General features: G+C 52.7%; 22 protein-coding genes, 1 pseudogene and 1 other annotated feature (1 of these 24 only partly in view). Of the genes and pseudogenes, 11 read left to right on the top strand and 12 right to left on the bottom strand.

The genetic code is table 11. From position 1 onward, the window contains the following. Positions 1 to 79: 79 nt before the first annotated feature. The 6 genes from OGV79_RS16010 to oppF all read left to right on the top strand — a co-directional run bounded on the left by OGV79_RS16010 (position 80) and on the right by oppF (position 7,123). Positions 80 to 727 carry a YchE family NAAT transporter gene (locus OGV79_RS16010; protein WP_024130298.1) on the top strand — a complete coding sequence of 216 codons (648 nt, stop codon included), beginning with the start codon at positions 80 to 82 and terminating at the stop codon, positions 725 to 727. A gap of 771 nt (positions 728 to 1,498) precedes the next feature. After that, a complete protein-coding gene (gene oppA / locus OGV79_RS16005) occupies positions 1,499 to 3,130 on the top strand; it encodes an oligopeptide ABC transporter substrate-binding protein OppA (protein WP_012132200.1) in 1,632 nt (543 codons plus the stop codon). Between the two features lie 123 nt (positions 3,131 to 3,253). After that, positions 3,254 to 4,174 (top strand): oligopeptide ABC transporter permease OppB, encoded by a 921-nt coding sequence (gene oppB, locus OGV79_RS16000; protein WP_286468700.1) that lies wholly within the window; start codon positions 3,254 to 3,256, stop codon positions 4,172 to 4,174. Positions 4,175 to 4,188: 14 nt separating this feature from the next. Beyond that, the gene (gene oppC, locus OGV79_RS15995; RefSeq protein ID WP_012132202.1) at positions 4,189 to 5,097 is read left to right on the top strand and encodes an oligopeptide ABC transporter permease OppC; all 909 of its coding nucleotides are present in this window, start codon (positions 4,189 to 4,191) and stop codon (positions 5,095 to 5,097) included. Positions 5,098 to 5,108: 11 nt separating this feature from the next. After that, on the top strand, positions 5,109 to 6,122 hold the full coding sequence (gene oppD / locus OGV79_RS15990) for a murein tripeptide/oligopeptide ABC transporter ATP-binding protein OppD (RefSeq protein ID WP_012132203.1): 1,014 nt from the start codon (positions 5,109 to 5,111) through the stop codon (positions 6,120 to 6,122). After that, positions 6,119 to 7,123 (top strand): murein tripeptide/oligopeptide ABC transporter ATP-binding protein OppF, encoded by a 1,005-nt coding sequence (gene oppF / locus OGV79_RS15985; RefSeq protein WP_286468699.1) that lies wholly within the window; start codon positions 6,119 to 6,121, stop codon positions 7,121 to 7,123. Before oppD ends, oppF begins: the two co-directional genes overlap by 4 nt. 63 nt (positions 7,124 to 7,186) lie before the next feature. Here the strand turns inward: oppF and OGV79_RS15980 are convergent, their stop codons facing one another. Beyond that, a complete protein-coding gene (locus OGV79_RS15980; protein WP_012132205.1) occupies positions 7,187 to 7,516 on the bottom strand; it encodes an HI1450 family dsDNA-mimic protein in 330 nt (109 codons plus the stop codon). Between the two features lie 34 nt (positions 7,517 to 7,550). Next, complete coding sequence (cls, locus tag OGV79_RS15975) at positions 7,551 to 9,011, bottom strand: cardiolipin synthase (protein ID WP_012132206.1); 1,461 nt, start codon at positions 9,009 to 9,011, stop codon at positions 7,551 to 7,553. A 142-nt stretch (positions 9,012 to 9,153) separates the two neighbouring features. On the opposite strand from cls, the gene OGV79_RS15970 reads away from it, so the two are divergent. Beyond that, positions 9,154 to 9,327, top strand: coding sequence for a YciY family protein (locus OGV79_RS15970; protein WP_012132207.1), 174 nt, complete (start codon positions 9,154 to 9,156; stop codon positions 9,325 to 9,327). 50 nt (positions 9,328 to 9,377) lie between these two features. Here OGV79_RS15970 and OGV79_RS15965 read toward each other — a convergent pair whose 3' ends face one another. Then, positions 9,378 to 9,674: a YciI family protein gene (locus OGV79_RS15965; RefSeq protein ID WP_012132208.1), complete on the bottom strand. Its 297-nt coding sequence runs from the start codon at positions 9,672 to 9,674 to the stop codon at positions 9,378 to 9,380. 224 nt (positions 9,675 to 9,898) lie between these two features. Between OGV79_RS15965 and tonB the strand changes: the two genes are divergently transcribed. Continuing rightward, on the top strand, positions 9,899 to 10,615 hold the full coding sequence (gene tonB / locus OGV79_RS15960; protein ID WP_049010722.1) for a TonB system transport protein TonB: 717 nt from the start codon (positions 9,899 to 9,901) through the stop codon (positions 10,613 to 10,615). 57 nt (positions 10,616 to 10,672) lie between these two features. Here tonB and yciA read toward each other — a convergent pair whose 3' ends face one another. The 4 genes and pseudogenes from yciA to OGV79_RS15940 all read right to left on the bottom strand — a co-directional run. Next, complete coding sequence (gene yciA / locus OGV79_RS15955; protein WP_012132210.1) at positions 10,673 to 11,074, bottom strand: acyl-CoA thioester hydrolase YciA; 402 nt, start codon at positions 11,072 to 11,074, stop codon at positions 10,673 to 10,675. A gap of 130 nt (positions 11,075 to 11,204) precedes the next feature. Then, entirely contained in the window at positions 11,205 to 11,744 is a 540-nt protein-coding gene (locus OGV79_RS15950) for a septation protein A (protein ID WP_012132211.1), read from the bottom strand. A gap of 55 nt (positions 11,745 to 11,799) precedes the next feature. After that, complete coding sequence (locus tag OGV79_RS15945; protein WP_071258422.1) at positions 11,800 to 12,543, bottom strand: YciC family protein; 744 nt, start codon at positions 12,541 to 12,543, stop codon at positions 11,800 to 11,802. Positions 12,544 to 12,568: 25 nt separating this feature from the next. Further along, positions 12,569 to 12,658, bottom strand: a pseudogene (locus OGV79_RS15940) (YkgJ family cysteine cluster protein); the annotation flags it as partial. Between the two features lie 250 nt (positions 12,659 to 12,908). Between OGV79_RS15940 and ompW the strand changes: the two are divergent. From ompW to OGV79_RS15925, 3 genes are all read left to right on the top strand, one after another. After that, on the top strand, positions 12,909 to 13,547 hold the full coding sequence (gene ompW / locus OGV79_RS15935) for an outer membrane protein OmpW (protein WP_047463524.1): 639 nt from the start codon (positions 12,909 to 12,911) through the stop codon (positions 13,545 to 13,547). A gap of 125 nt (positions 13,548 to 13,672) precedes the next feature. After that, positions 13,673 to 13,948 (top strand): hypothetical protein, encoded by a 276-nt coding sequence (locus tag OGV79_RS15930; protein WP_286449569.1) that lies wholly within the window; start codon positions 13,673 to 13,675, stop codon positions 13,946 to 13,948. Between the two features lie 74 nt (positions 13,949 to 14,022). Next, on the top strand, positions 14,023 to 15,492 hold the full coding sequence (locus OGV79_RS15925) for a GGDEF domain-containing protein (protein WP_134769373.1): 1,470 nt from the start codon (positions 14,023 to 14,025) through the stop codon (positions 15,490 to 15,492). 51 nt (positions 15,493 to 15,543) lie between these two features. Here the strand turns inward: OGV79_RS15925 and trpA are convergent, their stop codons facing one another. From trpA to OGV79_RS15900, 5 genes are read right to left on the bottom strand one after another with little or no spacing between them, the layout of a single operon-like run. Then, complete coding sequence (trpA, locus tag OGV79_RS15920) at positions 15,544 to 16,350, bottom strand: tryptophan synthase subunit alpha (protein WP_286468698.1); 807 nt, start codon at positions 16,348 to 16,350, stop codon at positions 15,544 to 15,546. Further along, positions 16,350 to 17,543 (bottom strand): tryptophan synthase subunit beta, encoded by a 1,194-nt coding sequence (trpB, locus tag OGV79_RS15915; RefSeq protein ID WP_012132217.1) that lies wholly within the window; start codon positions 17,541 to 17,543, stop codon positions 16,350 to 16,352. The genes trpA and trpB overlap by 1 nt, the downstream gene beginning before the upstream one ends. 10 nt (positions 17,544 to 17,553) lie before the next feature. Next, positions 17,554 to 18,912, bottom strand: coding sequence for a bifunctional indole-3-glycerol-phosphate synthase TrpC/phosphoribosylanthranilate isomerase TrpF (gene trpCF / locus OGV79_RS15910; protein WP_286468846.1), 1,359 nt, complete (start codon positions 18,910 to 18,912; stop codon positions 17,554 to 17,556). Positions 18,913 to 18,915: 3 nt separating this feature from the next. Further along, the gene (gene trpD, locus OGV79_RS15905; protein WP_115609272.1) at positions 18,916 to 20,511 is read right to left on the bottom strand and encodes a bifunctional anthranilate synthase glutamate amidotransferase component TrpG/anthranilate phosphoribosyltransferase TrpD; all 1,596 of its coding nucleotides are present in this window, start codon (positions 20,509 to 20,511) and stop codon (positions 18,916 to 18,918) included. Next, a complete protein-coding gene (locus OGV79_RS15900; protein WP_286468697.1) occupies positions 20,511 to 22,073 on the bottom strand; it encodes an anthranilate synthase component 1 in 1,563 nt (520 codons plus the stop codon). Before OGV79_RS15900 ends, trpD begins: the two co-directional genes overlap by 1 nt. A 23-nt stretch (positions 22,074 to 22,096) precedes the next feature. After that, positions 22,097 to 22,165, bottom strand: a sequence feature (Trp leader region) (it continues 26 nt past the right edge of the window).

Raw genomic sequence — 22,165 nt, 5'->3', positions numbered from 1 at the left:
TGACAAAAGGCGTATCTTCAGCGCGTTTTTCACCATTTTTATCGACATCATTTATCCGGCTAACGTTTCGGAGCTAACCGTGACCCAAACGCTTTTTGATTTTCCTGTTTATTCCAAGTTTTTCATAGGGTTATTTGCGCTGGTAAACCCGGTGGGGATTATCCCCGTCTTTATTAGTATGACCAGCTACCAGACGGCAGCGGCGCGCAACAAAACAAATCTCACGGCAAACCTGTCGGTAGCCATCATTTTGTGGATTTCGCTCTTTCTCGGAGATGGCATTTTGCAACTCTTCGGCATTTCGATCGATTCGTTCAGAATTGCCGGTGGGATTCTGGTGGTGACGATCGCGATGTCGATGATCAGCGGGAAGCTGGGTGAAGATAAGCAAAACAAACAGGAAAAATCAGAGACCGCCATTCGCGAAAGTATTGGCGTGGTTCCGCTGGCCTTACCATTAATGGCAGGGCCGGGGGCCATTAGTTCGACGATTGTGTGGGGAACGCGTTACCACACCATTATGCATTTAATCGGCTTCTCTGTGGCTATCGCTCTGTTTGCGTTCTGTTGTTGGGGAGTGTTCCGCATGGCGCCCTGGCTGGTGCGGTTATTGGGGCAAACGGGCATCAACGTCATTACGCGTATTATGGGCTTGTTGCTGATGGCATTGGGCATTGAATTCATTGTTACGGGGATTAAAGCGATTTTCCCCGGTTTACTGAATTAACGATCCTGACCGATAAAACGGAGCCGCTTCAGGCTCCGTTTCTTTTCCATTATCAGTAAATCTTCTCACTAAAGTTGAAATTCAGCGTTGAAATAATAAAAGATACTGATAATGTTTATGCCTCTTTGTTATTGATTCTATTATAAATTATTCTAATAACATTCACGCCTGCCGTTATGTCGCCTGTTATTTTCTTAACATCATACTCTGGGGCTTGATGAAGGATTATCGAAATGTTATTAGTTATTTCAACGCTCTCTCAGATGAATGTGCTAAATAATAACCAATTGTTAAATTTATGTGCATTTTGGCCTGACGGCAGCAACAGAACGAGGTCAGACTGTGGGTGAGTAGTTAACGTATTGACTGGGCAAATAATTTTTCCTAAACGTCTCTTTTGGAGATGTCTTTCTGGTCAAAAATTTTTCCGTAAAAGAGAATTAGTTAACAAATCTGTAAAATGTATTGGCGGTTAAGAAACGCATTTGGTACTTTCCGGCCAGATATTTTGCAGAAGATTTTGCGGTGATGAGAATTATTTTCAATAAGCTTCTTGCACCAGACAGAATAAATGTCCGTCTCTGACAGGGGAGGCGGATACGGAATCGACGTAAGGCGATCGTACGAATCGTTAGAATAAATAAAGTCGGTGATAGCAAAGCAGTAAACGACCTGGCAGCAGCAAAATCTCCAGTGCTGTACAGGACCCTAACGGGATTAAACAGGCTGGTTAAGAAAACCAGTAATTATAATGAGTGGAGTACAAACACAATGTCCAACATCACAAAAAAAAGTTTGCTGGCGGCGGGGATTTTAACTGCGCTAATCGGCGGGAATGTCGCAATGGCCGCAGATGTCCCGGCAGGTGTTCAGCTGTCTGACAAGCAGACGCTGGTTCGCAATAATGGTTCTGAAGTTCAGTCTCTCGACCCACATAAAATTGAGGGTGTCCCGGAGTCAAACGTCAGCCGCGACCTGTTTGAAGGTTTACTGATCAGCGACGTTGAAGGCCACCCGTCACCGGGCGTTGCTGAAAAGTGGGAAAATAAAGATTTTAAAGTCTGGACATTCCATCTGCGTAAAAACGCAAAATGGTCAGACGGCACGCCTGTTACCGCGCACGATTTTGTATATAGCTGGCAGCGCCTGGCAAATCCGAACACCGCATCACCGTATGCCAGCTATTTGCAATACGGGCACATCGCGAATATCGATGACATTATTGCGGGCAAAAAACCGGCGACCGATCTCGGCGTAAAAGCCATCGACGATAATACGTTCGAAGTGACGCTGAGCGAACCGGTACCTTATTTCTACAAACTGTTGGTTCACCCGTCCGTTTCTCCGGTTCCTAAAGCGGCTGTGGAAAAATTTGGCGAGAAATGGACCCAACCTGCGAATATCGTGACCAACGGCGCGTATAAACTCAAAAACTGGGTCGTCAACGAGCGGATTGTTCTGGAACGTAATACCCAGTACTGGGATAACGATAAAACGGTTATCAACCAGGTGACTTATCTGCCAATCTCTTCTGAAGTAACTGATGTGAACCGCTACCGCAGCGGTGAAATCGACATGACCTATAACAACATGCCGATTGAGTTATTCCAGAAGCTGAAAAAAGAGATCCCAAATGAAGTGCGCGTTGACCCGTATCTGTGCACTTACTATTACGAAATTAATAACCAGAAAGCGCCGTTTAACGACGTGCGCGTTCGCACCGCGCTGAAACTGGCGATGGATCGCGACATTATCGTTAATAAAGTGAAGAACCAGGGCGATTTGCCAGCCTACAGCTACACCCCTCCGTATACCGATGGCGCGAAACTGGTTGAGCCTGAGTGGTTCACATGGTCACAGGAAAAACGTAACGAAGAGGCGAAAAAATTGCTGGCGGAAGCCGGTTATACCGCCGATAAGCCGTTAACGTTTGATCTGCTGTACAACACCTCCGATCTGCATAAAAAACTGGCAATCGCGGTCGCATCAATCTGGAAGAAAAACCTGGGTGCCAACGTGAAGCTGGAAAACCAGGAGTGGAAAACCTTCCTTGATACCCGTCATCAGGGGACGTTTGATGTCGCGCGTGCGGGCTGGTGTGCAGACTACAATGAACCGACGTCCTTCCTGAACACTATGCTGTCCGACAGCTCAAACAACACCGCTCACTATAAGAGCCCGGAGTTTGACAAGCTGATTGCCGACACGCTGAAAGTGACCGACGAAGCGCAACGCACCGAGTTGTATGCCAAAGCGGAACAGCAGCTTGATAAAGATTCTGCGATTGTGCCGCTCTATTACTATGTGAACGCGCGTCTGGTGAAACCGTGGGTAGGCGGCTATACCGGTAAAGACCCGATGGATAATATCTACGTTAAGAACTTGTATATTATCAAGCATTAATGGCAAAGCGTGGGGCAAACGTGTTTTGCCCCACAGTGTCTTATTTTCATCGCACTATAAACATCTCTCTTTCAGTGCGTCTGAATGACGAGATGTAAAGGCACACGCCAGAAGGTACGGGCAATGTTAAAATTTATTTTACGTCGCTGTCTGGAAGCGATTCCGACGCTTTTTATACTTATTACGATTTCGTTCTTTATGATGCGTCTCGCACCGGGAAGTCCTTTCACCGGAGAGCGCGCATTACCGCCGGAAGTGCTGGCGAATATTGAAGCGAAATACCATCTTAATGATCCCATCATGACGCAGTACTTCAGCTATCTGAAACAACTGGCGCATGGCGATTTTGGGCCTTCGTTTAAATATAAGGACTATACGGTCAACGATCTGGTGGCGTCGAGTTTCCCGGTTTCGGCGAAGCTGGGCGCAGCCGCCTTTTTCCTTGCCGTTATTATTGGCGTGAGCGCGGGCGTGATTGCGGCGCTGAAACAAAATACGCGCTGGGATTATACGGTGATGGGGGTGGCAATGATCGGGGTCGTGATTCCCAGTTTCGTGGTCGCCCCCTTATTAGTCATGATATTTGCCATCACCTTAAAATGGCTGCCCGGCGGCGGCTGGAATGGCGGGGCGCTGAAATTTATGATTCTGCCGATGGTCGCGCTGTCGCTCGCCTATATCGCCAGTATCGCCCGTATTACCCGTGGCTCCATGATTGAAGTGTTGCACTCCAACTTTATCCGTACCGCGCGCGCAAAAGGTTTGCCGATGCGCCGGATTATCTTCCGTCATGCCTTAAAACCGGCGTTGTTACCCGTACTGTCTTATATGGGCCCGGCCTTTGTCGGTATCATTACGGGTTCAATGGTTATTGAGACGATTTATGGTTTGCCGGGTATCGGGCAACTTTTCGTGAACGGGGCGCTGAACCGCGACTATTCGCTGGTGCTGAGTCTGACCATTCTCGTCGGTACGCTCACCATTCTGTTTAATGCGATTGTCGATGTGCTGTACGCCGTTATCGACCCGAAAATTCGTTACTGATACTGGAGCTCGCTATGATGTTAAGTAAGAAAAACAGCGAGACGCTGGAGAATTTCAGTGAGAAGCTGGAGGTTGAAGGGCGCAGCCTGTGGCAGGATGCTCGCCGTCGTTTTATGCATAACCGCGCGGCGGTGGCCAGCCTTGTCGTTCTGGTCATTATCGCGCTGTTTGTCACACTGGCGCCGATGCTGTCGCAGTTCACCTATTTCGATACCGACTGGGGCATGATGTCCAGCGCGCCGGATATGGAGTCGGGCCACTATTTTGGTACGGACTCCTCCGGTCGCGATCTGCTGGTTCGCGTGGCGATAGGCGGGCGAATCTCGCTGATGGTCGGCATTGCTGCCGCGCTGGTGGCGGTGGTTGTCGGTACGCTGTACGGGTCGCTGTCCGGCTATCTTGGCGGCAAAATTGACTCCGTAATGATGCGTCTGCTGGAAATCCTCAACTCCTTTCCGTTTATGTTCTTCGTCATTTTGCTGGTGACCTTCTTCGGCCAAAACATCCTGCTGATTTTTGTGGCGATCGGGATGGTCTCCTGGCTGGATATGGCGCGTATCGTTCGCGGGCAGACGTTAAGCCTGAAGCGCAAAGAGTTTATCGAAGCGGCGCAGGTTGGCGGGGTCTCAACGGTCAGCATTGTTGTGCGTCATATTGTGCCGAACGTGCTGGGCGTGGTGGTGGTTTATGCATCGCTGCTGGTACCGAGCATGATCCTGTTTGAATCCTTCCTCAGCTTTCTGGGTTTAGGTACGCAGGAGCCGCTGAGCAGTTGGGGCGCATTGTTGAGCGATGGTGCGAACTCTATGGAGGTCTCTCCCTGGTTGCTGCTGTTCCCGGCGTGTTTTCTCGTTGTGACCTTATTCTGTTTTAACTTTATCGGCGATGGCCTGCGTGACGCCCTCGACCCGAAAGATCGTTAAGGAGTGCAGCCATGAGCGTAATTGAAACCTCAACCGCGCCACTCGCGCAACAACGGGCTAACGCACTGCTGGACGTGAAAGATCTTCGCGTGACGTTTAGTACACCCGACGGCGATGTGACGGCCGTAAACGACCTGAACTTTACGCTGCGTGCCGGGGAGACCTTAGGCATTGTCGGCGAGTCAGGTTCAGGCAAATCGCAAACGGCGTTTGCGTTGATGGGGCTGCTGGCGGCGAATGGCCGCATTGGTGGTTCTGCGACGTTTAACGGCCGCGAAATTCTCAACCTGCCGGAGCGTGAACTCAACAGGCTACGCGCTGAACAAATCTCAATGATTTTTCAGGACCCAATGACCTCTCTTAACCCGTATATGCGGGTTGGCGAGCAGTTAATGGAAGTGCTGATGCTGCATAAAGGCATGAGCAAGGCCGAAGCGTTTGAAGAGTCTGTCAGAATGCTGGACGCGGTGAAAATGCCGGAAGCGCGGAAACGGATGAAGATGTATCCGCATGAGTTTTCCGGCGGGATGCGCCAGCGTGTGATGATTGCGATGGCGCTGCTGTGTCGGCCGAAATTACTGATTGCGGATGAACCGACAACCGCGCTGGACGTGACCGTTCAGGCGCAGATCATGACGCTGCTTAATGAACTGAAACGCGAATTTAACACGGCGATTATCATGATTACGCACGACCTTGGCGTCGTGGCCGGTATTTGCGATAAGGTGCTGGTGATGTACGCCGGGCGTACGATGGAATACGGCAAGGCGCGCGACGTCTTTTACCAGCCTGTTCATCCGTATTCTATCGGTTTGCTTAATGCGGTTCCGCGTCTGGATGCCGAAGGGGAAACGATGCTGACCATTCCGGGCAACCCGCCGAACTTGCTGCGCTTGCCTAAAGGGTGTCCATTCCAGCCGCGTTGCCCGTATGCGATGGAGATTTGCAGTTCAACTCCACCCCTGGAGGAGTTCAGTCCGGGGCGTTTGCGCGCCTGCTTTAAACCGGTGGAGGAGCTGGTATGAATGCTGTGACCCAGGAGAGAAAAGTGCTCCTCGAAATTGCCGATCTCAAAGTGCATTTCGATATTAAAGATGGCAAACAGTGGTTCTGGCAGCCGGCGAAAACCCTGAAAGCGGTCGATGGCGTTACGCTGCGATTGTATGAAGGTGAAACGCTGGGGGTGGTTGGGGAATCCGGCTGCGGTAAATCGACCTTTGCGCGGGCGATTATTGGTCTGGTGAAAGCGACTGATGGCCGCGTGGCGTGGTTAGGGAAAGATCTGCTGGGGATGAAACCTGATGAATGGCGGGACGTACGCAGCGATATTCAGATGATTTTCCAGGACCCGCTGGCGTCATTGAACCCACGCATGACCATTGGAGAAATCATCGCTGAACCATTACGCACCTATCATCCAAAATTGCCGCGCCAGGAAGTGCGCGATCGGGTGAAAGTGATGATGATGAAGGTGGGGCTGCTGCCGAATCTGATTAACCGTTACCCGCATGAGTTTTCCGGCGGCCAGTGCCAGCGTATTGGTATCGCGCGTGCTCTGATCCTGGAGCCGAAGCTGATTATTTGCGATGAGCCGGTTTCGGCGCTGGACGTGTCGATTCAGGCGCAGGTGGTGAATCTGCTGCAACAGCTACAGCGTGAAATGGGGTTATCGCTGATCTTCATCGCTCACGATCTGGCGGTGGTGAAGCATATTTCCGATCGTGTGCTGGTGATGTACCTGGGTCATGCGGTGGAATTGGGAACCTACGATGAGGTGTATCACAATCCGCTGCACCCTTATACCAAAGCGCTGATGTCCGCCGTGCCGATTCCCGACCCCGATCTGGAAAAGAACAAGACGATTCAGTTGCTGGAAGGGGAATTACCGTCACCCATCAATCCGCCGTCGGGGTGTGTTTTCCGCACGCGTTGCCCGATTGCCGGGCCGGAGTGTGCGAAAACCCGACCGGTGCTGGAGGGCAGTTTCAGGCATGCGGTTTCCTGCCTGAAGGTGGACCCGCTATAAATTTAAGGGCTGACATGATGTCAGCCCTTTTTTTGGCATCAGCCTGATTGCTCGACGTCTTTCTTATTCACGCCAAAGGATATGGCAAAGTTTGTGATCTTTTTCGCGGCATAACAGCACGCGGGCAAAAATATCGTTAATTTCACCGTCTTCGCTATCCGCCAGGCCAATCACGACTTCGGCAAAAAAGTCAGGGTTGAGGTCAAAATCAACGTGTTCCTGCCAGTCTTCTGACGGATCGAATAACTCCGCGCCGCCGCGCTCTTCGAACTGTAAATTGAACAGAATAATATCTGCCGGATCGAGATTATCTGCCGCCAGTTCGAGAAAAATATCATAAGCCTGCTCAAGCGTTTCATCTTCAGTCAGGCGATTGTTCAGATCCATTTCCATAATGACTACCCGTTTACCGTCTCTTGGGCACGTTTTACAGCAACGGACTGAAGAAGTAAAACAGTCGCTCAGTAATCCGCTGCCATAATGGCCGTTTTACCCACAGGCGGGCATCAAGCAGGCGAGAACGCGAAATATAATCATCCTGAACCGCAGCCAGATCGCCGCCGAATCCGGCGTCGTCAATCACCAGCGTGATTTCAAAATTTAACCACAGGCTGCGCATATCCAGGTTCACGGTGCCAACCAGACTCAGCTCGCCATCCACCAGCACGCTCTTGGTGTGCAACAATCCACCTTCAAACTGATAGATTTTGACTCCGGCGGCCAGCAGTTCAGTGAAAAAGGCGCGGCTGGCCCAGCCGACCAGCATGGAGTCATTTTTACGCGGCAGGATGATGCTGACATCCACGCCGCGCTGCGCCGCCGTGCAGATCGCGTGCAGTAAATCGTCGCTGGGGACGAAATAGGGTGTTGTCATGATCAGATATTCACGAGCGGAATAGGCTGCCGTCAGCAGCGCCTGGTGAATCAGATCTTCCGGGAAGCCGGGTCCTGAGGCGATAGTATGAATGGTGTGTCCGCTGGCCTGTTCAAACGGCATGATATTGACGTCTGGAGGCGGCGGCAGGATGCGTTTACCCGTTTCGATTTCCCAGTCGCAGGAGTAGACAATCCCCATCGCGGTCGCTACCGGGCCTTCCATTCTTGCCATCAGATCAACCCATTGTCCCACGCCGGCGTCCTGTTTGAAGAAACGCGGATCGACCATATTCATGCTGCCGGTATAGGCGATGTAGTTATCAATCATCACCATCTTGCGGTGCTGACGCAAATCCATACGGCGCAGAAAGACACGCATCAGATTGACTTTCAGCGCCTCAACCACTTCAATTCCGGCGTTACGCATCATGGCCGCCCACGGGCTGCGGAAAAAGGCCACGCTCCCGGCGGAGTCCAGCATCAGACGGCAATGAATGCCGCGTCGCGCCGCCGCCATCAGCGACTCTGCAACCTGATCCGCCATGCCGCCGGGCTGCCAGATGTAAAACACCATCTCAATGTTATGGCGCGCCAGTTGAATGTCGCGGATAAGCGCCTGCATCACATCATCAGAGTCGGTCAGCAGTTGCAGCTGATTGCCTTTAACGCCAGCGATTCCCTGGCGTCGCTCGCACAGCTTAAACAGCGACGAAGCGACGCTGCTGTTTTCTTCGGCGAAAATGTGTTTACAGGCTTTGAGATCGTTCAGCCACTTCGCGGTGGACGGCCACATTGCTCTGGCGCGTTCGGCGCGGCGTTTCCCTAAATGCAACTCGCCGAATGATAAATAAGCAATAATCCCTACCAGCGGCAGAATATAGATGATTAAGAGCCAGGCCATCGCGGAGGGAACGGCGCGTCGTTTCATTAAAATACGTAACGTCACACCGGCAATAAGTATCCAGTACCCCAGAATGACCAGCCAACTCACCACTGTGTAGAAGGTTGTCATAAATTTAAAAATCCTTTTGAAAGCGTATTGTTAAGAGTTTACGCATCAGGCTTCATCTGGCAAATAAAAACACCGGAAAAGCGCTGGTCTGCTCCCGACGAGAGGGTATAATGCCTGCTCTGGCACTGTAAGAGTAGTTAACATGAAGCGTAGTAGAACGGAAGTGGGACGCTGGCGCATGCAACGTCAGGCTAGCCGCCGTAAAGCGCGTTGGCTTGAAGGACAATCGCGTCGTAATATGCGTATCCACTCAATCAGAAAATGCATTCTCAATCATCAACGTAACACGTTATTGTTTGCGATTCACAGCATCTGATACAACCAGGGCACCGTATTCGGTGCCCATGAATGCAAACCCCGCCTGATTTAAAAGACTTTCTTATACGGTTTTACAGAGACTTGCGCATACACGCCCGCAGCCACATACGGGTCTGCGTCTGCCCAGGACTGCGCTTCTTCCAGCGATTCGAATTGTGCAATCACGGTTGAGCCGGTAAACCCGGCGGCACCGGGATCGTTGCTGTCGACGGCTGGCATAGGGCCTGCGGTCAACAGTCGGCCCTCATCATGGAGCAGTTGCAGGCGCGCCAGATGGGCAGGGCGGACGGAAAGACGTTTTTCAAGAGAATCGGCGATATCCTGAGCGTAAATGACATACAGCACGGGTAGAGCTCCTTAATCGGTAAAAGTCGTTAATTACGTTATTGGAAAGGTCTTTCAACTGCAACGCAAAGATAACGACTTTGTTAAGACCGTGCATAACACAGGGACTTTTTGCGGTAATATTGCGTTTTAAATGCGGCTTACCGTGATGTCTTATTGAATATGATTGCTATTTGCATTTAAAATCGAGGCCTGGTTTTTTAACTGAAACGATTATGACTTCAATGACCCTTGATTTACCTCGTCGCTTTCCCTGGCCGACGTTACTTTCCGTTGGCATTCATGGTGCTGTAGTGGCGGGTCTGCTGTATACCTCGGTACATCAGGTTATTGAACTGCCTGCGCCCGCGCAGCCGATCTCAATCACAATGGTCGCGCCTGCCGATCTTGAGCCACCACAGGCGGTTCAGCCGCCGCCGGAACCCGTCGTCGAACCTGAGCCGGAACCGGAACCTATTCCTGAGCCGCCAAAAGAGGCGCCGGTGGTGATTGAGAAGCCGAAACCTAAGCCGAAGCCAAAACCTAAACCGGTGAAAAAGGTTCAGGAGCAGCCTAAACGTGATGTTAAGCCTGCTGAACCGCGCCCGGCTGCACCGTTTGAAAATACGGCGCCGTCGCGTCCGACAACGAATACCGCAGCGGCAACCAGCAAACCGGCCGTCAGTGTTCCTGCGGGGCCTCGCGCGTTGAGCCGCAATCAGCCGCAGTATCCGGCACGAGCGCAAGCGTTGCGTATTGAAGGCCGCGTGAAAGTGAAATTCGACGTCACTTCAGACGGGCGAGTGGAGAATGTTCAGGTGCTTTCCGCTCAGCCGGCGAACATGTTTGAGCGTGAAGTGAAAAACGCGATGCGCAGATGGCGCTATGAAGCAGGGAAACCGGGGTCGGGCTTAGTGGTTAATATCATCTTCCGTCTGAACGGCACCACGCAGATCGAGTAATCGCGATCCCCTTAAATCGTAGAGCGGATAAGGCGGCGCACCGCCTTATCCGGTAATTCATGCCTGAACCGGCAGCGGGCGAGGTTTACCGTCACTGTCTACCGCCACATAGATGAACAGCGCCTCGGTTGCTTTATAACGCTGACCGATTGGCTCTGACGCCACCTTTTTCACCCACACTTCAATATTAATGCTGACAGACGTTGTGCCGCGTTTAACGCAGCGGGCATAACAGCATACGACGTCGCCTACGGCGACAGGGCGCAGAAAACTCATTCCCTCAACGCGCACGGTCACCACGCGACCATGAGCAATTTCTTTAGCCTGAATCGCGCCGCCAATATCCATTTGTGACATGAGCCAGCCGCCAAAAATATCGCCGTTAGCATTGGTATCGGCGGGCATGGCCAGCGTGCGTAAAACCAGTTCGCCCTGAGGAGCGTTATTTGTTGTTGTCATTGTAGAACCGACTGTGAAGAAAGATTTCAGGCGCGAATGCTACTATGATTTGCGCAGGGAGAACAGAGGGGAAACGCGCGCCAGGCTGGCGTGAAGGGGATGCCAGACCAGACGGCCTGGCAAACAGAACTCAGGATTTATCTTCCTGCGGCAGATGGCGGTAAATGTAGACTCCGCTCAGAAGGGTAAAAATCAGCGTCAGCGCGGTTAAACCGAACACTTTGAAGTTGACCCAGATGTTTTGCGGCAGCCAAAACGCGATGTAGATATTGGCGAGCCCGCAGAGGATGAAAAATACGGCCCATGCCAGGTTCAGCTTAGACCAGACCGGCTGCGGCAACGTCAGTTCTTTCCCTAACATGCGTTGAATCAGTGGCTTTTTCATGACCCACTGGCTTATCAGCAGCGCACCGGCAAACAGGCCGTAAATCACCGTCACCTTCCACTTAATAAACTCATCGTTGTGGAAGAAAATGGTCAGGCCGCCGAACACGGCAACCAGAACGAAAGTGATCAACGCCATCTTTTCGACCTTGCGATAGCGAACCCAACTGTAGATCAACACAATGGCTGTCGCGACAATCAGGGCGGAGGTCGCCGCATAGATGTCGTACAGCTTATAAAAAGCAAAAAAGACAACCAGCGGTAAAAAATCAAGAAACTGCTTCATTCTTCGATTCCGTAATCAAAAGTTTTGGGCAAACCGGCCCTTAACACGTTCAGGGTTATTGGCGAATCAACATATACAGGCGGAACAAATAGATGAGCAATATGGCGGAAATCAAATTGCTCAGCGTATTCGCCAACACTGCGCCAACATTCGGCGTCAGCGCTGCAAAGCTGGGGGCAAACAGCAGCAAGAGCGTTTTCGCCAGTAACCAGCCGATCACCGCCGGAGCGACCAGTCGCATATTAGACCACGCCAGACGCATACTGTTGCGCATGGCGGCAAATACGCCCATCTTGTCCTGAACCAGCATCACCGGCGCAAGCGCCAGCAGAATCGCCATCAAAATCCCCGGTACGACAATCAGCATAATACCGATTTGCACTAACAGGGTAGTCAGAAAAATCAGGACAAACAATTTAGGTAAAACCGGCGCGCTGGCACCGATAGCACGTAATGCGCTGACCCGATGACCGGCGGAAATCAGCTGGATCATCAGCAAAACGCCCCCTGCCAGGATCGCATTGCCAATGAGTCCTGAAAATGTTGATGCCGCTGAAGCCCGTAATAATATTTGCTGCTGTTCCGGCGTCATGTTCTGCACCAGATCGAACAGGCCAACGCTACCGGTCAGATGCTCCCCTTCACTGAGTTGCGCGATTTGGGCATCGCTGGGGGAAAAGGCATGACCTAAAACCACCGTAATAAATGCGCACAGCAACGAAACCAGCAAGATGGTTACAAATTGATTACGGAAAAAGTTCCCCGTGTCACGGTAAACGGACTTCGCCGTGATAGACATGCACTCTCCTTGAGTTTTGCAGGTGTTAATTTGCGGGCAATTGTACCCTGGATAACTCTACAGTGGCAGCATCACGGGGTGTATGGAAAAGCATATCTTTGTAAAGCGCGGGTAATTTTTGCTGCGAAAGCGCCAGTCGTCCTCTTTTTTACAATCCATCCGCCTGGTTGAAAAAGGCCATTTATCACTAAAATTCGGAAAATTTGATTCAAACGGCTTTAACCAGGATTTTAGATGCAAGTTCTAAATTAATCTGGATCAATAAAGGTTAAATTACAGGGCCTAATGTGATCTGTATTGGATCACTTATTACTCCATTGTAGGTATATTCGTGACGCATTTATAACCATAACGATGGAGCGGATATGAAAAAGTTAACAGTGGCAGCCCTGGCAGTAAGTACTCTTCTCTCTGGTAGTGCGCTTGCGCATGAGAGCGGTGAGTTTTTTATCCGTGCGGGCTCGGCGACCGTGAGACCGACGGAAGGGGCAGGCGGAACGCTGGGGCATCTGAACGGTTTTGACGTCAGTAACAATACGCAACTCGGTTTGACTTTTACTTATATGGCAACCGACAACATTGGTATTGAACTGCTGGCGGCGACGCCGTTCCGTCATAAAATTGGGACAGGGGATACCGGTGATATCGCTACCGTGCGTCACCTGCCGCCGACATTAATGGCGCAGTGGTACTTTGGCGACGCCAGTAGCAAACTGCGTCCTTATATTGGCGCGGGTGTAAACTACACCACCTTCTTTGACGAAGGTTTCAACAACAATGGTAAAGAGACAGGGTTGTCCGATCTGAGTCTGAAGGATTCCTGGGGAATGGCCGGGCAGGTGGGTATGGATTACCTGATTAACCGGGACTGGTTAATTAACATGTCGGTCTGGTATATGGATATTGATACTACCGCAAGCTATAAACTCGGTGGTGCCCAGCAGCATGACAGCGTCCGCCTCGACCCGTGGGTATTTATGTTCTCTGCCGGTTATCGTTTCTGAGTTTATGTGACCCATCTAAAAAGCGGGCTGTCATACAGCCCGCTTTTTATATTCTGCTGATTTCAACATCATACCTCTCCCTGAGATGCTATCTTTGAAACAAGCCTGTTTTGAGAGCATTGACGATGATAGTAACTCAAGCCCTTCTGCAACAAAAAATCGCGACCCTGGAATCGATAGTCAGAGATGAAGAGGCTGAGTTCACTTTACAGGCGCTGCGAATGCTGCTGGATGCAATGCATAAGATTGATGCGCTGGAAGAGAATATTGCTACGCCCGTCCGTTTACCTTATTGCAGTTCGAGTCCGGTTTGTGAGATTGAAGCCGGGTACGCCGCTGGCGTCAGTGACTGCCGTGAGGCTATTCGCAGGGCGGGATACCCGATTGAAGGAGATGATTAATCACTGAAAACTGTACTGTATCAGCAAAATCTACTAACGTATTCGGCCCCGCGATTCAGGCTTAAGGTGCCTCAGTGAAGATTGTTCAGGACAGCCTAAGAAATAGCCAGGCGTTGTTGATGTCAGCGCTTATCACTTTACTTTTTACTTCACTGTATCTCTTTATTATTTACGAACAACGACAGGCCGTTGTGAATGAAGGGATGAGTCGTCTGCAAACGCGGATGATGGATATTTTCAACGATAACGAACTCATCGCCGATGCGACAGGGGTTCGCTATCACCAGATCAAAAATGCCGGGCAGTGCGGCAACCTCTCAAGGTTTTCCCCCAGGGATGCGGATTCATGGGGAATCAATGCCGACCGGGCGCGGATCCATTCCGCAACGGGCACTATTGTTTCCCGTCAGCCCAATATTAACGCTTTATGTATGTTTGCGGCGGCGGAGTTTATTCGGGATCGGATGAACACCCTTAATCCGGGGGATTATGCCGCGCATCGCTACATTATCGCCAAAGATGCCAGCTATTTTTATTGGTTCACGCCAGCAGATGCAAAACCCTTCTATTTTAGCGACTCTAAAATGGCGGGCGATATCACCGACTTTTTCTTACCGCCCGTGGGCTTTTATACGCGTCTGCTGCAAAAGAATGTCAAATCCAAGTCGCTCAGTTCAACGGACTTTTATACGGACAAAATCACGAATGAAAAAGCGTACAGCGTAGTCAGTTATATTTACGATCTTTCTGGAAAAGAGATCTCCGATCATATCGTTGCGTATCTGGTGTATGACCATTCTAAACCTGAGCTACAGGAGGCGCTGACGGAGGCCTTTGAACATCATATTCCACCCGGCCTTAATGTGGCTCTGGTGCATACGCCCACGCAGGAAAATCTCTGCCTGAGCGGTGATTGCCAGCCTGTCGCCGGGGAGTCCATCCGTGCAATGTCCGCAAAATATGCGTTCCATTCTTCACTCTCTCTGCATCGGTTCGTCAGATACGACACGCAGGCCGGGATTGCGATTCTGCTGGCGCCATTCTTCTTTATCCTGATCTTTCTCGGCTTAAAATTCTGGCTGAACGCGAGCGACCTGAAGGTGTATATCGACTCGCTGACGGGCTGCTTTAACCGCAAGATCCTTGATATTGTGAAGCGCAGGGACTTAACGCGCAGCTGCGTGGTGCTGCTGGATTGTAATAAGTTTAAAGCCATCAACGACACCTGGGGGCATGTGGCGGGAGACCGGGCGTTGCAGATCATCGCCAACAGAATGCTCTCTAACACCCGCACCAGTCATGACCTGGTGATTCGTACCGGCGGCGATGAGTTCGTTATTTTGCTTTATCGCGCGCAGATTGGTGACGCGATAGCCATCGCGGAGCGGATAACCGGCCAGATAAATGATTATGCATTTATGGTTGATGGTCATGTTGTACCGCTGTCGGTGTCATGGGGCGTCGCAGAAGTAACCCGCGATCTGGATACGGCTATTCAGGATGCGGATAACGAAATGTACAAAATGAAGCAGGTGAGGGAATGACAGGATTGGCCCGATAAGCATGGAATTATCGGGCCTGTTGCCTGCGCAATATTATGCGCGGGTCGCGGCTTTCATTGCCGTGACAAACGCTTTCAGCTCGGTCAGCATCTGCCCGGGGTTTGCGACGTTTTTCTCAATGAGCTTAACGATCGCTGACCCGGAAATCGCCCCGGCGGCGCCGGCTTCAATGGCACCTGTAACCTGTTCCGGGGAAGAGATGCCAAAGCCCTGCAACGGGGGCGCGGCGTTATACTCTTTCAGTTTTTCCACCAGATGATGCAGTGGTAATGCGGCGCGGTTTTCTGCACCCGTCACGCCTGCCCGCGAAAGCAGATAGGTATAACCGCGGCCATAAGAGGCTATCTGGCGCAACAGATCGTCATCGGCATTGGGCGGGCAGATGAAAATCGGCGCCACGTTGTGGAATAATGCCGCCTGACGGAAGGGCGCAGACTCCTCAACAGGCACATCCGCCACCAGTACGGAATCCACGCCGACTTTCTCGCACTGCGCGTAAAATTCGTCGATCCCTTTGCTGAACACCAGGTTGGCGTACATAAGCAGACCAATCGGAATCGTCGGATGTTTCTGACGAATCAGCGCCAGCATCTCAAAGCATTGCGTAGGCGTTACGCCTGCGGCAAACGCGCGCAGCGTGGCTTCCTGGATGGTCGGCCCGTCTGCCAGCGGATCGGAGAACGGAATGCCGAGTTCAAGGGCGTCGGCGCCGGCTTCAATCAGCGTATCAATAATGTTCAGTGACTGTTCAACGGAAGGATCGCCCAGGGTCACGAAGGGGACAAATGCGCCTTCCTTGCGATCCTTCAGCTGTGCAAACAGGTTTTCATAGCGTTCCATCAGATTTCCCCTCGCGCTTTCAGAATATCGTGTACGGTGAAAATGTCTTTGTCGCCGCGACCGGAAAGGTTAACGACCAGCAACTGTTCTTTTTCTGGATTTTCACGCATCATTTTCAGGGCGTGAGCCAGGGCGTGGGACGACTCCAGCGCCGGGATAATCCCTTCATGCAGACAGAGCGTTTTAAAGGCTTCCAGCGCTTCATCATCGGTGATCGACACATAATCGGCGCGACCAATGCTGTTCAGATACGCGTGCTGCGGCCCAACGGACGGGAAATCCAGCCCGGCGGAAATGGAGTAGGACTCTTCAATTTGCCCTTCCTCGGTTTGCATCATCGGCGCTTTCATGCCGAAATAGATGCCTACGCGCCCATGCTTCAGCGGTGCGCCGTGCTCGCCTGTTTCAATTCCGTGGCCGCCAGGTTCGACGCCAATCAAACCCACGCTGGTTTCGTTGATGAAGTCCGCAAACATGCCGATTGCGTTGGAGCCGCCGCCCACGCAGGCAATCACGGCATCCGGCAGACGACCTTCTTTTTCGAGGATTTGCGCTTTCGTCTCTTCCCCGATCATGCGCTGAAATTCACGGACGATGGTCGGGAACGGGTGCGGGCCTGCCGCAGTTCCGAGCATATAGTGCGCGGATTCATAGCTGCCGGACCAGTCGCGAAGCGCTTCGTTGCAGGCGTCTTTCAGGGTGGCGGAGCCGCTGTGTACAGGGATCACTTCCGCGCCCATCAGTCGCATACGAAAGACGTTTGGCGACTGACGCTCGACGTCTTTTGCGCCCATATAGATACGGCATTTCAGACCGAGCAGGGCGCTGGCGAGCGCGGAAGCCACGCCATGCTGACCTGCGCCCGTTTCGGCGATAATCTCTGTTTTACCCATGCGTTTCGCCAGCAGCGCCTGACCCAGTACCTGGTTTGTTTTGTGCGCGCCGCCGTGCAGTAAATCTTCACGCTTCAGATACAGCGTGGTTTTGGTGCCGGCAGTGATATTCTGGCATTTGGTCAGCGCGGTTGGACGGCCTGCATAGTTCTTCAGCAGATCGGCAAACTGGGCCTGAAACTGTGGATCTTTCTGCGCGCTGACGAACGCTTCTTCCAGCTGGCGCAGGGCAGGCATCAGAATCTGCGGGACATACATGCCGCCAAATTCACCAAAGTAGGGATTGAGTAATGTTGTCATGTTTTCTTCCTTAATATGCGCGCAGTGTCTGAAAGACCGAGGCCAGAAGGTGTGCATCTTTGATGCCCGGCTGCGACTCTACACCAGAATTAAAATCGAGACCGGCACAGCCGGTTTTTGCCGCTTCCACGCAGTTGTCTGCGCCTAATCCACCCGCCAGCAATACGTTGTCCAGCGTTTCACCGTTCAATAACGACCAGTCAAAACGTTGGCCGCTGCCGCCCTGACCGTTATCGAGAACGTACTTATCAACGTGCTGGTAATCACGAGCTGGCAGTGCGTCGCCCACGCTAAGCGCTTTCCAGATTTGTACCTGTTCCGGTAATGCGGCGCGCAGAGCATCGACATAAGCCTGGTCTTCACTGCCATGCAGTTGCACGGCCTTGAGCGACAAGGTGGTCGCTTTTTCACATACCTCGGTGATAGCGGTATTGCGGAATACGCCGACATATTGCAGGGGGGCGGCGGCTATCACCTCGCGCGCCTGGTCGAGATTTACGACGCGAGGCGACGAGGGAACAAAAATCAGCCCGCCATAAATGGCGCCTGCTTCGTAAGCGGCTTTTGCATCCTGCCCGCGCGTCAGGCCGCAGACTTTGTTCTCGCCAAGCAACACGCGACGCACGGCGGCGTGCAGATCGGCATGGGACATCAATGCAGAACCGATCAGGAAACCGTTAGCGAAGTGGCTTAGCTCGCGCACCTGTGCATAGGTATTAATCCCGGACTCGCTGATCACGGTCACGCCGTGCCCCAGTTTTGGCGCAAGCTGACGGGTACGGTTAAGGTCAATCGACAGATCGCGCAGGTCGCGGTTATTAATGCCGACGACTTTCGCACCCAGTGCGATGGCGCGCTCCAGTTCTTCTTCGTTACTGACTTCCGTCAGCACGCCCATTTTCAGACTGTGGGCGACGGCGGAAAGCTGGCGATATTGCTCGTCATCCAGTACGGAGAGCATCAGCAGACAGGCATCGGCCTGATAGTAACGCGCCAGATAGATTTGGTAAGGATCGATGATGAAGTCCTTACACAGAATCGGCTGCGGCGCGATACGGCTGACAACAGTGAGAAAGTCAAAACTCCCCTGGAAATATTTCTCATCGGTCAGAACGGAAATCGCCGACGCGTAATGTTTATAAACACCGGCAATCTGCGCGGGGTCGAAGTCATCACGAATCACTCCTTTGGAGGGGGACGCTTTTTTACACTCCAGAATAAATGCGGTACGCGTGCCTTGCAGCGCATCATAGAAATGGCGGGCACTTGGCTGAACCTCATTCTGGAAACTGGCTAACGGTTGTTGTTGTTTACGGGCTTCTACCCAGATCGCCTTATCCGCGACGATTTTCGCTAAAACGGTTTGCATCATTTACCCTCTTGCCGCCAGTGCGGTAACCCGGTCATAAGCTGCGCCACTGCGCAGTACATCAATCACAGTTTGCGCATTGGCCTTTAAATCTTCCTTACCATGCAGGCGCATTAACATGGCGACATTCGCAGCGACAGCGGCCTCGTGAGCGGCTTCACCTTTACCTTGTAACAAGCGGGTGAGAATGTCACGGTTTTCTTCCGGCGTGCCGCCTGCCAGCTGTTCCTGGTGATACGGGGTGAGGCCGAAGTCTTCCGCCGTGAGCTGGTAGCTCTTGATTTCGCCGTCGTGCAGTTCAGCCACAATGGTTGGCGCATGCAGCGACACTTCATCCATACCGCCGCTGTGAACCACCGCCGCACGCTGATAACCCAGTACCCGCAGGGTTTCGGCAATGGGCAGCACCAGCTCCGGGCTGTAGACGCCAATCAGCGCCAGCGGCGGGTGAGCCGGGTTGATCAGCGGCCCCAGCACATTGAACAAGGTGCGGGTTTTAAGCTGCTGGCGAACCGGCATCGCATGACGGAAACCGGTATGGTATTTCGGTGCGAACAGGAAGCAGACGCCCAGGTCGTCCAGCGCCTGACGCGATTTATCGGCGTTCATATCCAGATTGATACCGAATGCTGCCAGCAGATCGGACGAACCGGATTTACTGGAGACGCTGCGGTTGCCATGTTTGGCCACCTTCAGTCCGCAGGCCGCCGCCACAAAGGCGCTGGCGGTGGAAATATTGATGCTGTTGCTGCCATCACCGCCGGTGCCGACAATATCGGCAAACAGATAGTCCGGGCGCGGGAATGGCGCGGCATTTTCCAGCAGCGCGGTAGCGGCGCCAGCGATTTCATTCGGATGTTCGCCACGCACTTTCATACTGACCAGCGCCGCCGCCAGCTGTTCTGGCTTCAGTTCGCCACGGACCACGGCAGAGAAAAGCTGGTGGCTTTCCTGCTGGGTCATGGTTTGCGCCTGGTACAATTTTTCCAGAATCGGTTGCAGCGTATTGGTCGGCTCCAGTTTTTGTTGCGCCCAGGCCAGCGTTTGTTCCAGCAACAGCGCACCTTGCGTAGTAAGAATGGACTCCGGGTGGAACTGAAAACCGCAGACGCGATCCGTGTCGTGACGCACCGCCATCACCATGCCGTTAAAATGGGCGTTAATCGTCAGCCCCGCAGGCACGTTGCTGCCCACCAGAGAGTGATAACGAGCAACCGGCAGCGGGTTCACCAGACCGGCAAACATCGCCTGTCCGTCATGTTCAATGCTCGACGCTTTACCGTGGAGAATCTCGCCCGCCTGACCGACGTAACCACCGTAGGCTTCAACAATCGCCTGGTGTCCGAGGCAGATGCCGATAATGGGCAGCTTGCCACGCAAACGGGTCAACAACTCCGGCATACAACCAGCTTCGCTGGGGACGCCTGGCCCTGGAGAAAGCATCAGCACCGGGTTTTTCATCGTCGAAAGACGGTCGATTAAGGTCTGCGCCGGGATATGGTTACGGTAAATCACCACATTGTGGCCGTTGGCCCGTAGCTGATCTGCCAGGTTGTAAGTAAAAGAGTCGATGTTATCGAGCAGCAGAATGTCAGCCATTAGAAAATCTCCTGTGCATGGTGCGCGGTGGCAATAGCACGCAGAACCGCGCGCGCTTTATTACGGGTTTCGTCGGCTTCAGACTGCGGAACAGAATCCAGCACGATTCCGGCACCGGCCTGCACGGTGGCGATGCCGTCTTCCACCAGAGCAGAGCGAATCACAATGCAGGTATCGAGATCGCCATGCGCGGTGAAGTAGCCCACCGCTCCGCCATAACTGCCGCGACGACGCCCTTCGGCACCGGCGATAAGCTGCATGGCGCGAACTTTTGGCGCGCCGCTCAGCGTGCCCATATTCATACAGGCGCGATAAGCATGCAGCACATCCAGATCGCTGCGTAATTCACCCACCACGCGGGACACCAGGTGCATAACGAACGAATAACGATCGACTTTCGTCAGGTCGGCAACGTAGCGGCTGCCGGGAGTACAAATGCGCGCCAGATCATTACGCGCCAGATCGACCAGCATCAGGTGTTCAGACAGCTCTTTATGGTCGGTGCGCATCTCCAGCTCAATGCGGCTGTCGAGATCGCGATCCAGCGAGCCGTCGGCACGGCGACCGCGCGGGCGCGTGCCGGCGATGGGGTAAATCTCAATCTGGCGACTGGTCGCGTCGTACTTCAGCGAGCTTTCCGGGGAGGCGCCAAACAGGGTGAAATCGTTATCCTGCATAAAGAACATGTATGGACTTGGGTTGCTCTTTTTCAGTACGTAATAGGCCGCCAGCGGTGACGGGCAGGGTAATGAGAAGCGGCGGGAAGGCACCACCTGGAAAATCTCTCCTGCGCGAATCGCTTTCTGCATGGTACGCACAACGGCGCCAAACTCTTCGTCGCTCTGGCTGCATTCGCAGCGCATTTGCGGCACTGGCGTAACGGGCAACGGCGGCGCGGGTTCGGTTAATTGCTGCGTCAGCTGCGCGAGGCGCGCCGTCAGACGCTGTTTTTCCGCTTCATTATCGGTAAAGAGGCTTGCCTGAATACGGGTGCTTTTCTTCTGATGGTCAATCACCATCAGCGTTTCCGCCAGATAGAAGCAGTAATCCGGGCAGCGATTACCGGCTTCCAGTTGCGGTAACACTTCAAATCCCGCCACCAGGTCATAGGCAAACAAACCGCCGAAAAACATGGCTTCGCGCTCTTCAGCAGGCACATTTACCAGGTTCTGCAACAGACGGAATGCGTCAAATACCGACAGCGAACACAGACGCGCATCCTCATCTAACAGCGGGCTTACTGCGGGAAAGCGCAGCTTCCGGCTGCCGGGCAGCGCTGTATTTTCAACGCCAGCGGGCAGCGCGGCATCCAGCAGCGGGAGCAGGGATGCACCGTTATCCGTTAACGCTTCGATAGTGACAGTGTCACCCAAAGCGGTAATGCGCAGCGCACTATCGACCAACAGCAGGCTTTTCAGATCATTTTTACTGTCGATATCAGCAGATTCCAGCAACAGCGTTGCCGGGCGGTCGCCACAAACCTGATGGAACAACGCCGTCGGGTTCTCACGGTAGGCGGCATTGCAGGAAAGCAATTCGAGTGTTGGTTTTTGTATTTGCATCGTTATTCTCATTCATTCTGTTCAAAAAAAAGCCCGCTCATCTGGCGGGCCGGGTATCTGGTTGCTTATTGCAGACGTCATACACTGCCCGA

Source organism: Citrobacter sp. CK185 (genome assembly GCF_030333565.1).
GTDB lineage: Bacteria > Pseudomonadota > Gammaproteobacteria > Enterobacterales > Enterobacteriaceae > Citrobacter_B > Citrobacter_B koseri.
This window is presented reverse-complemented; position numbering and strand designations above follow the sequence as displayed.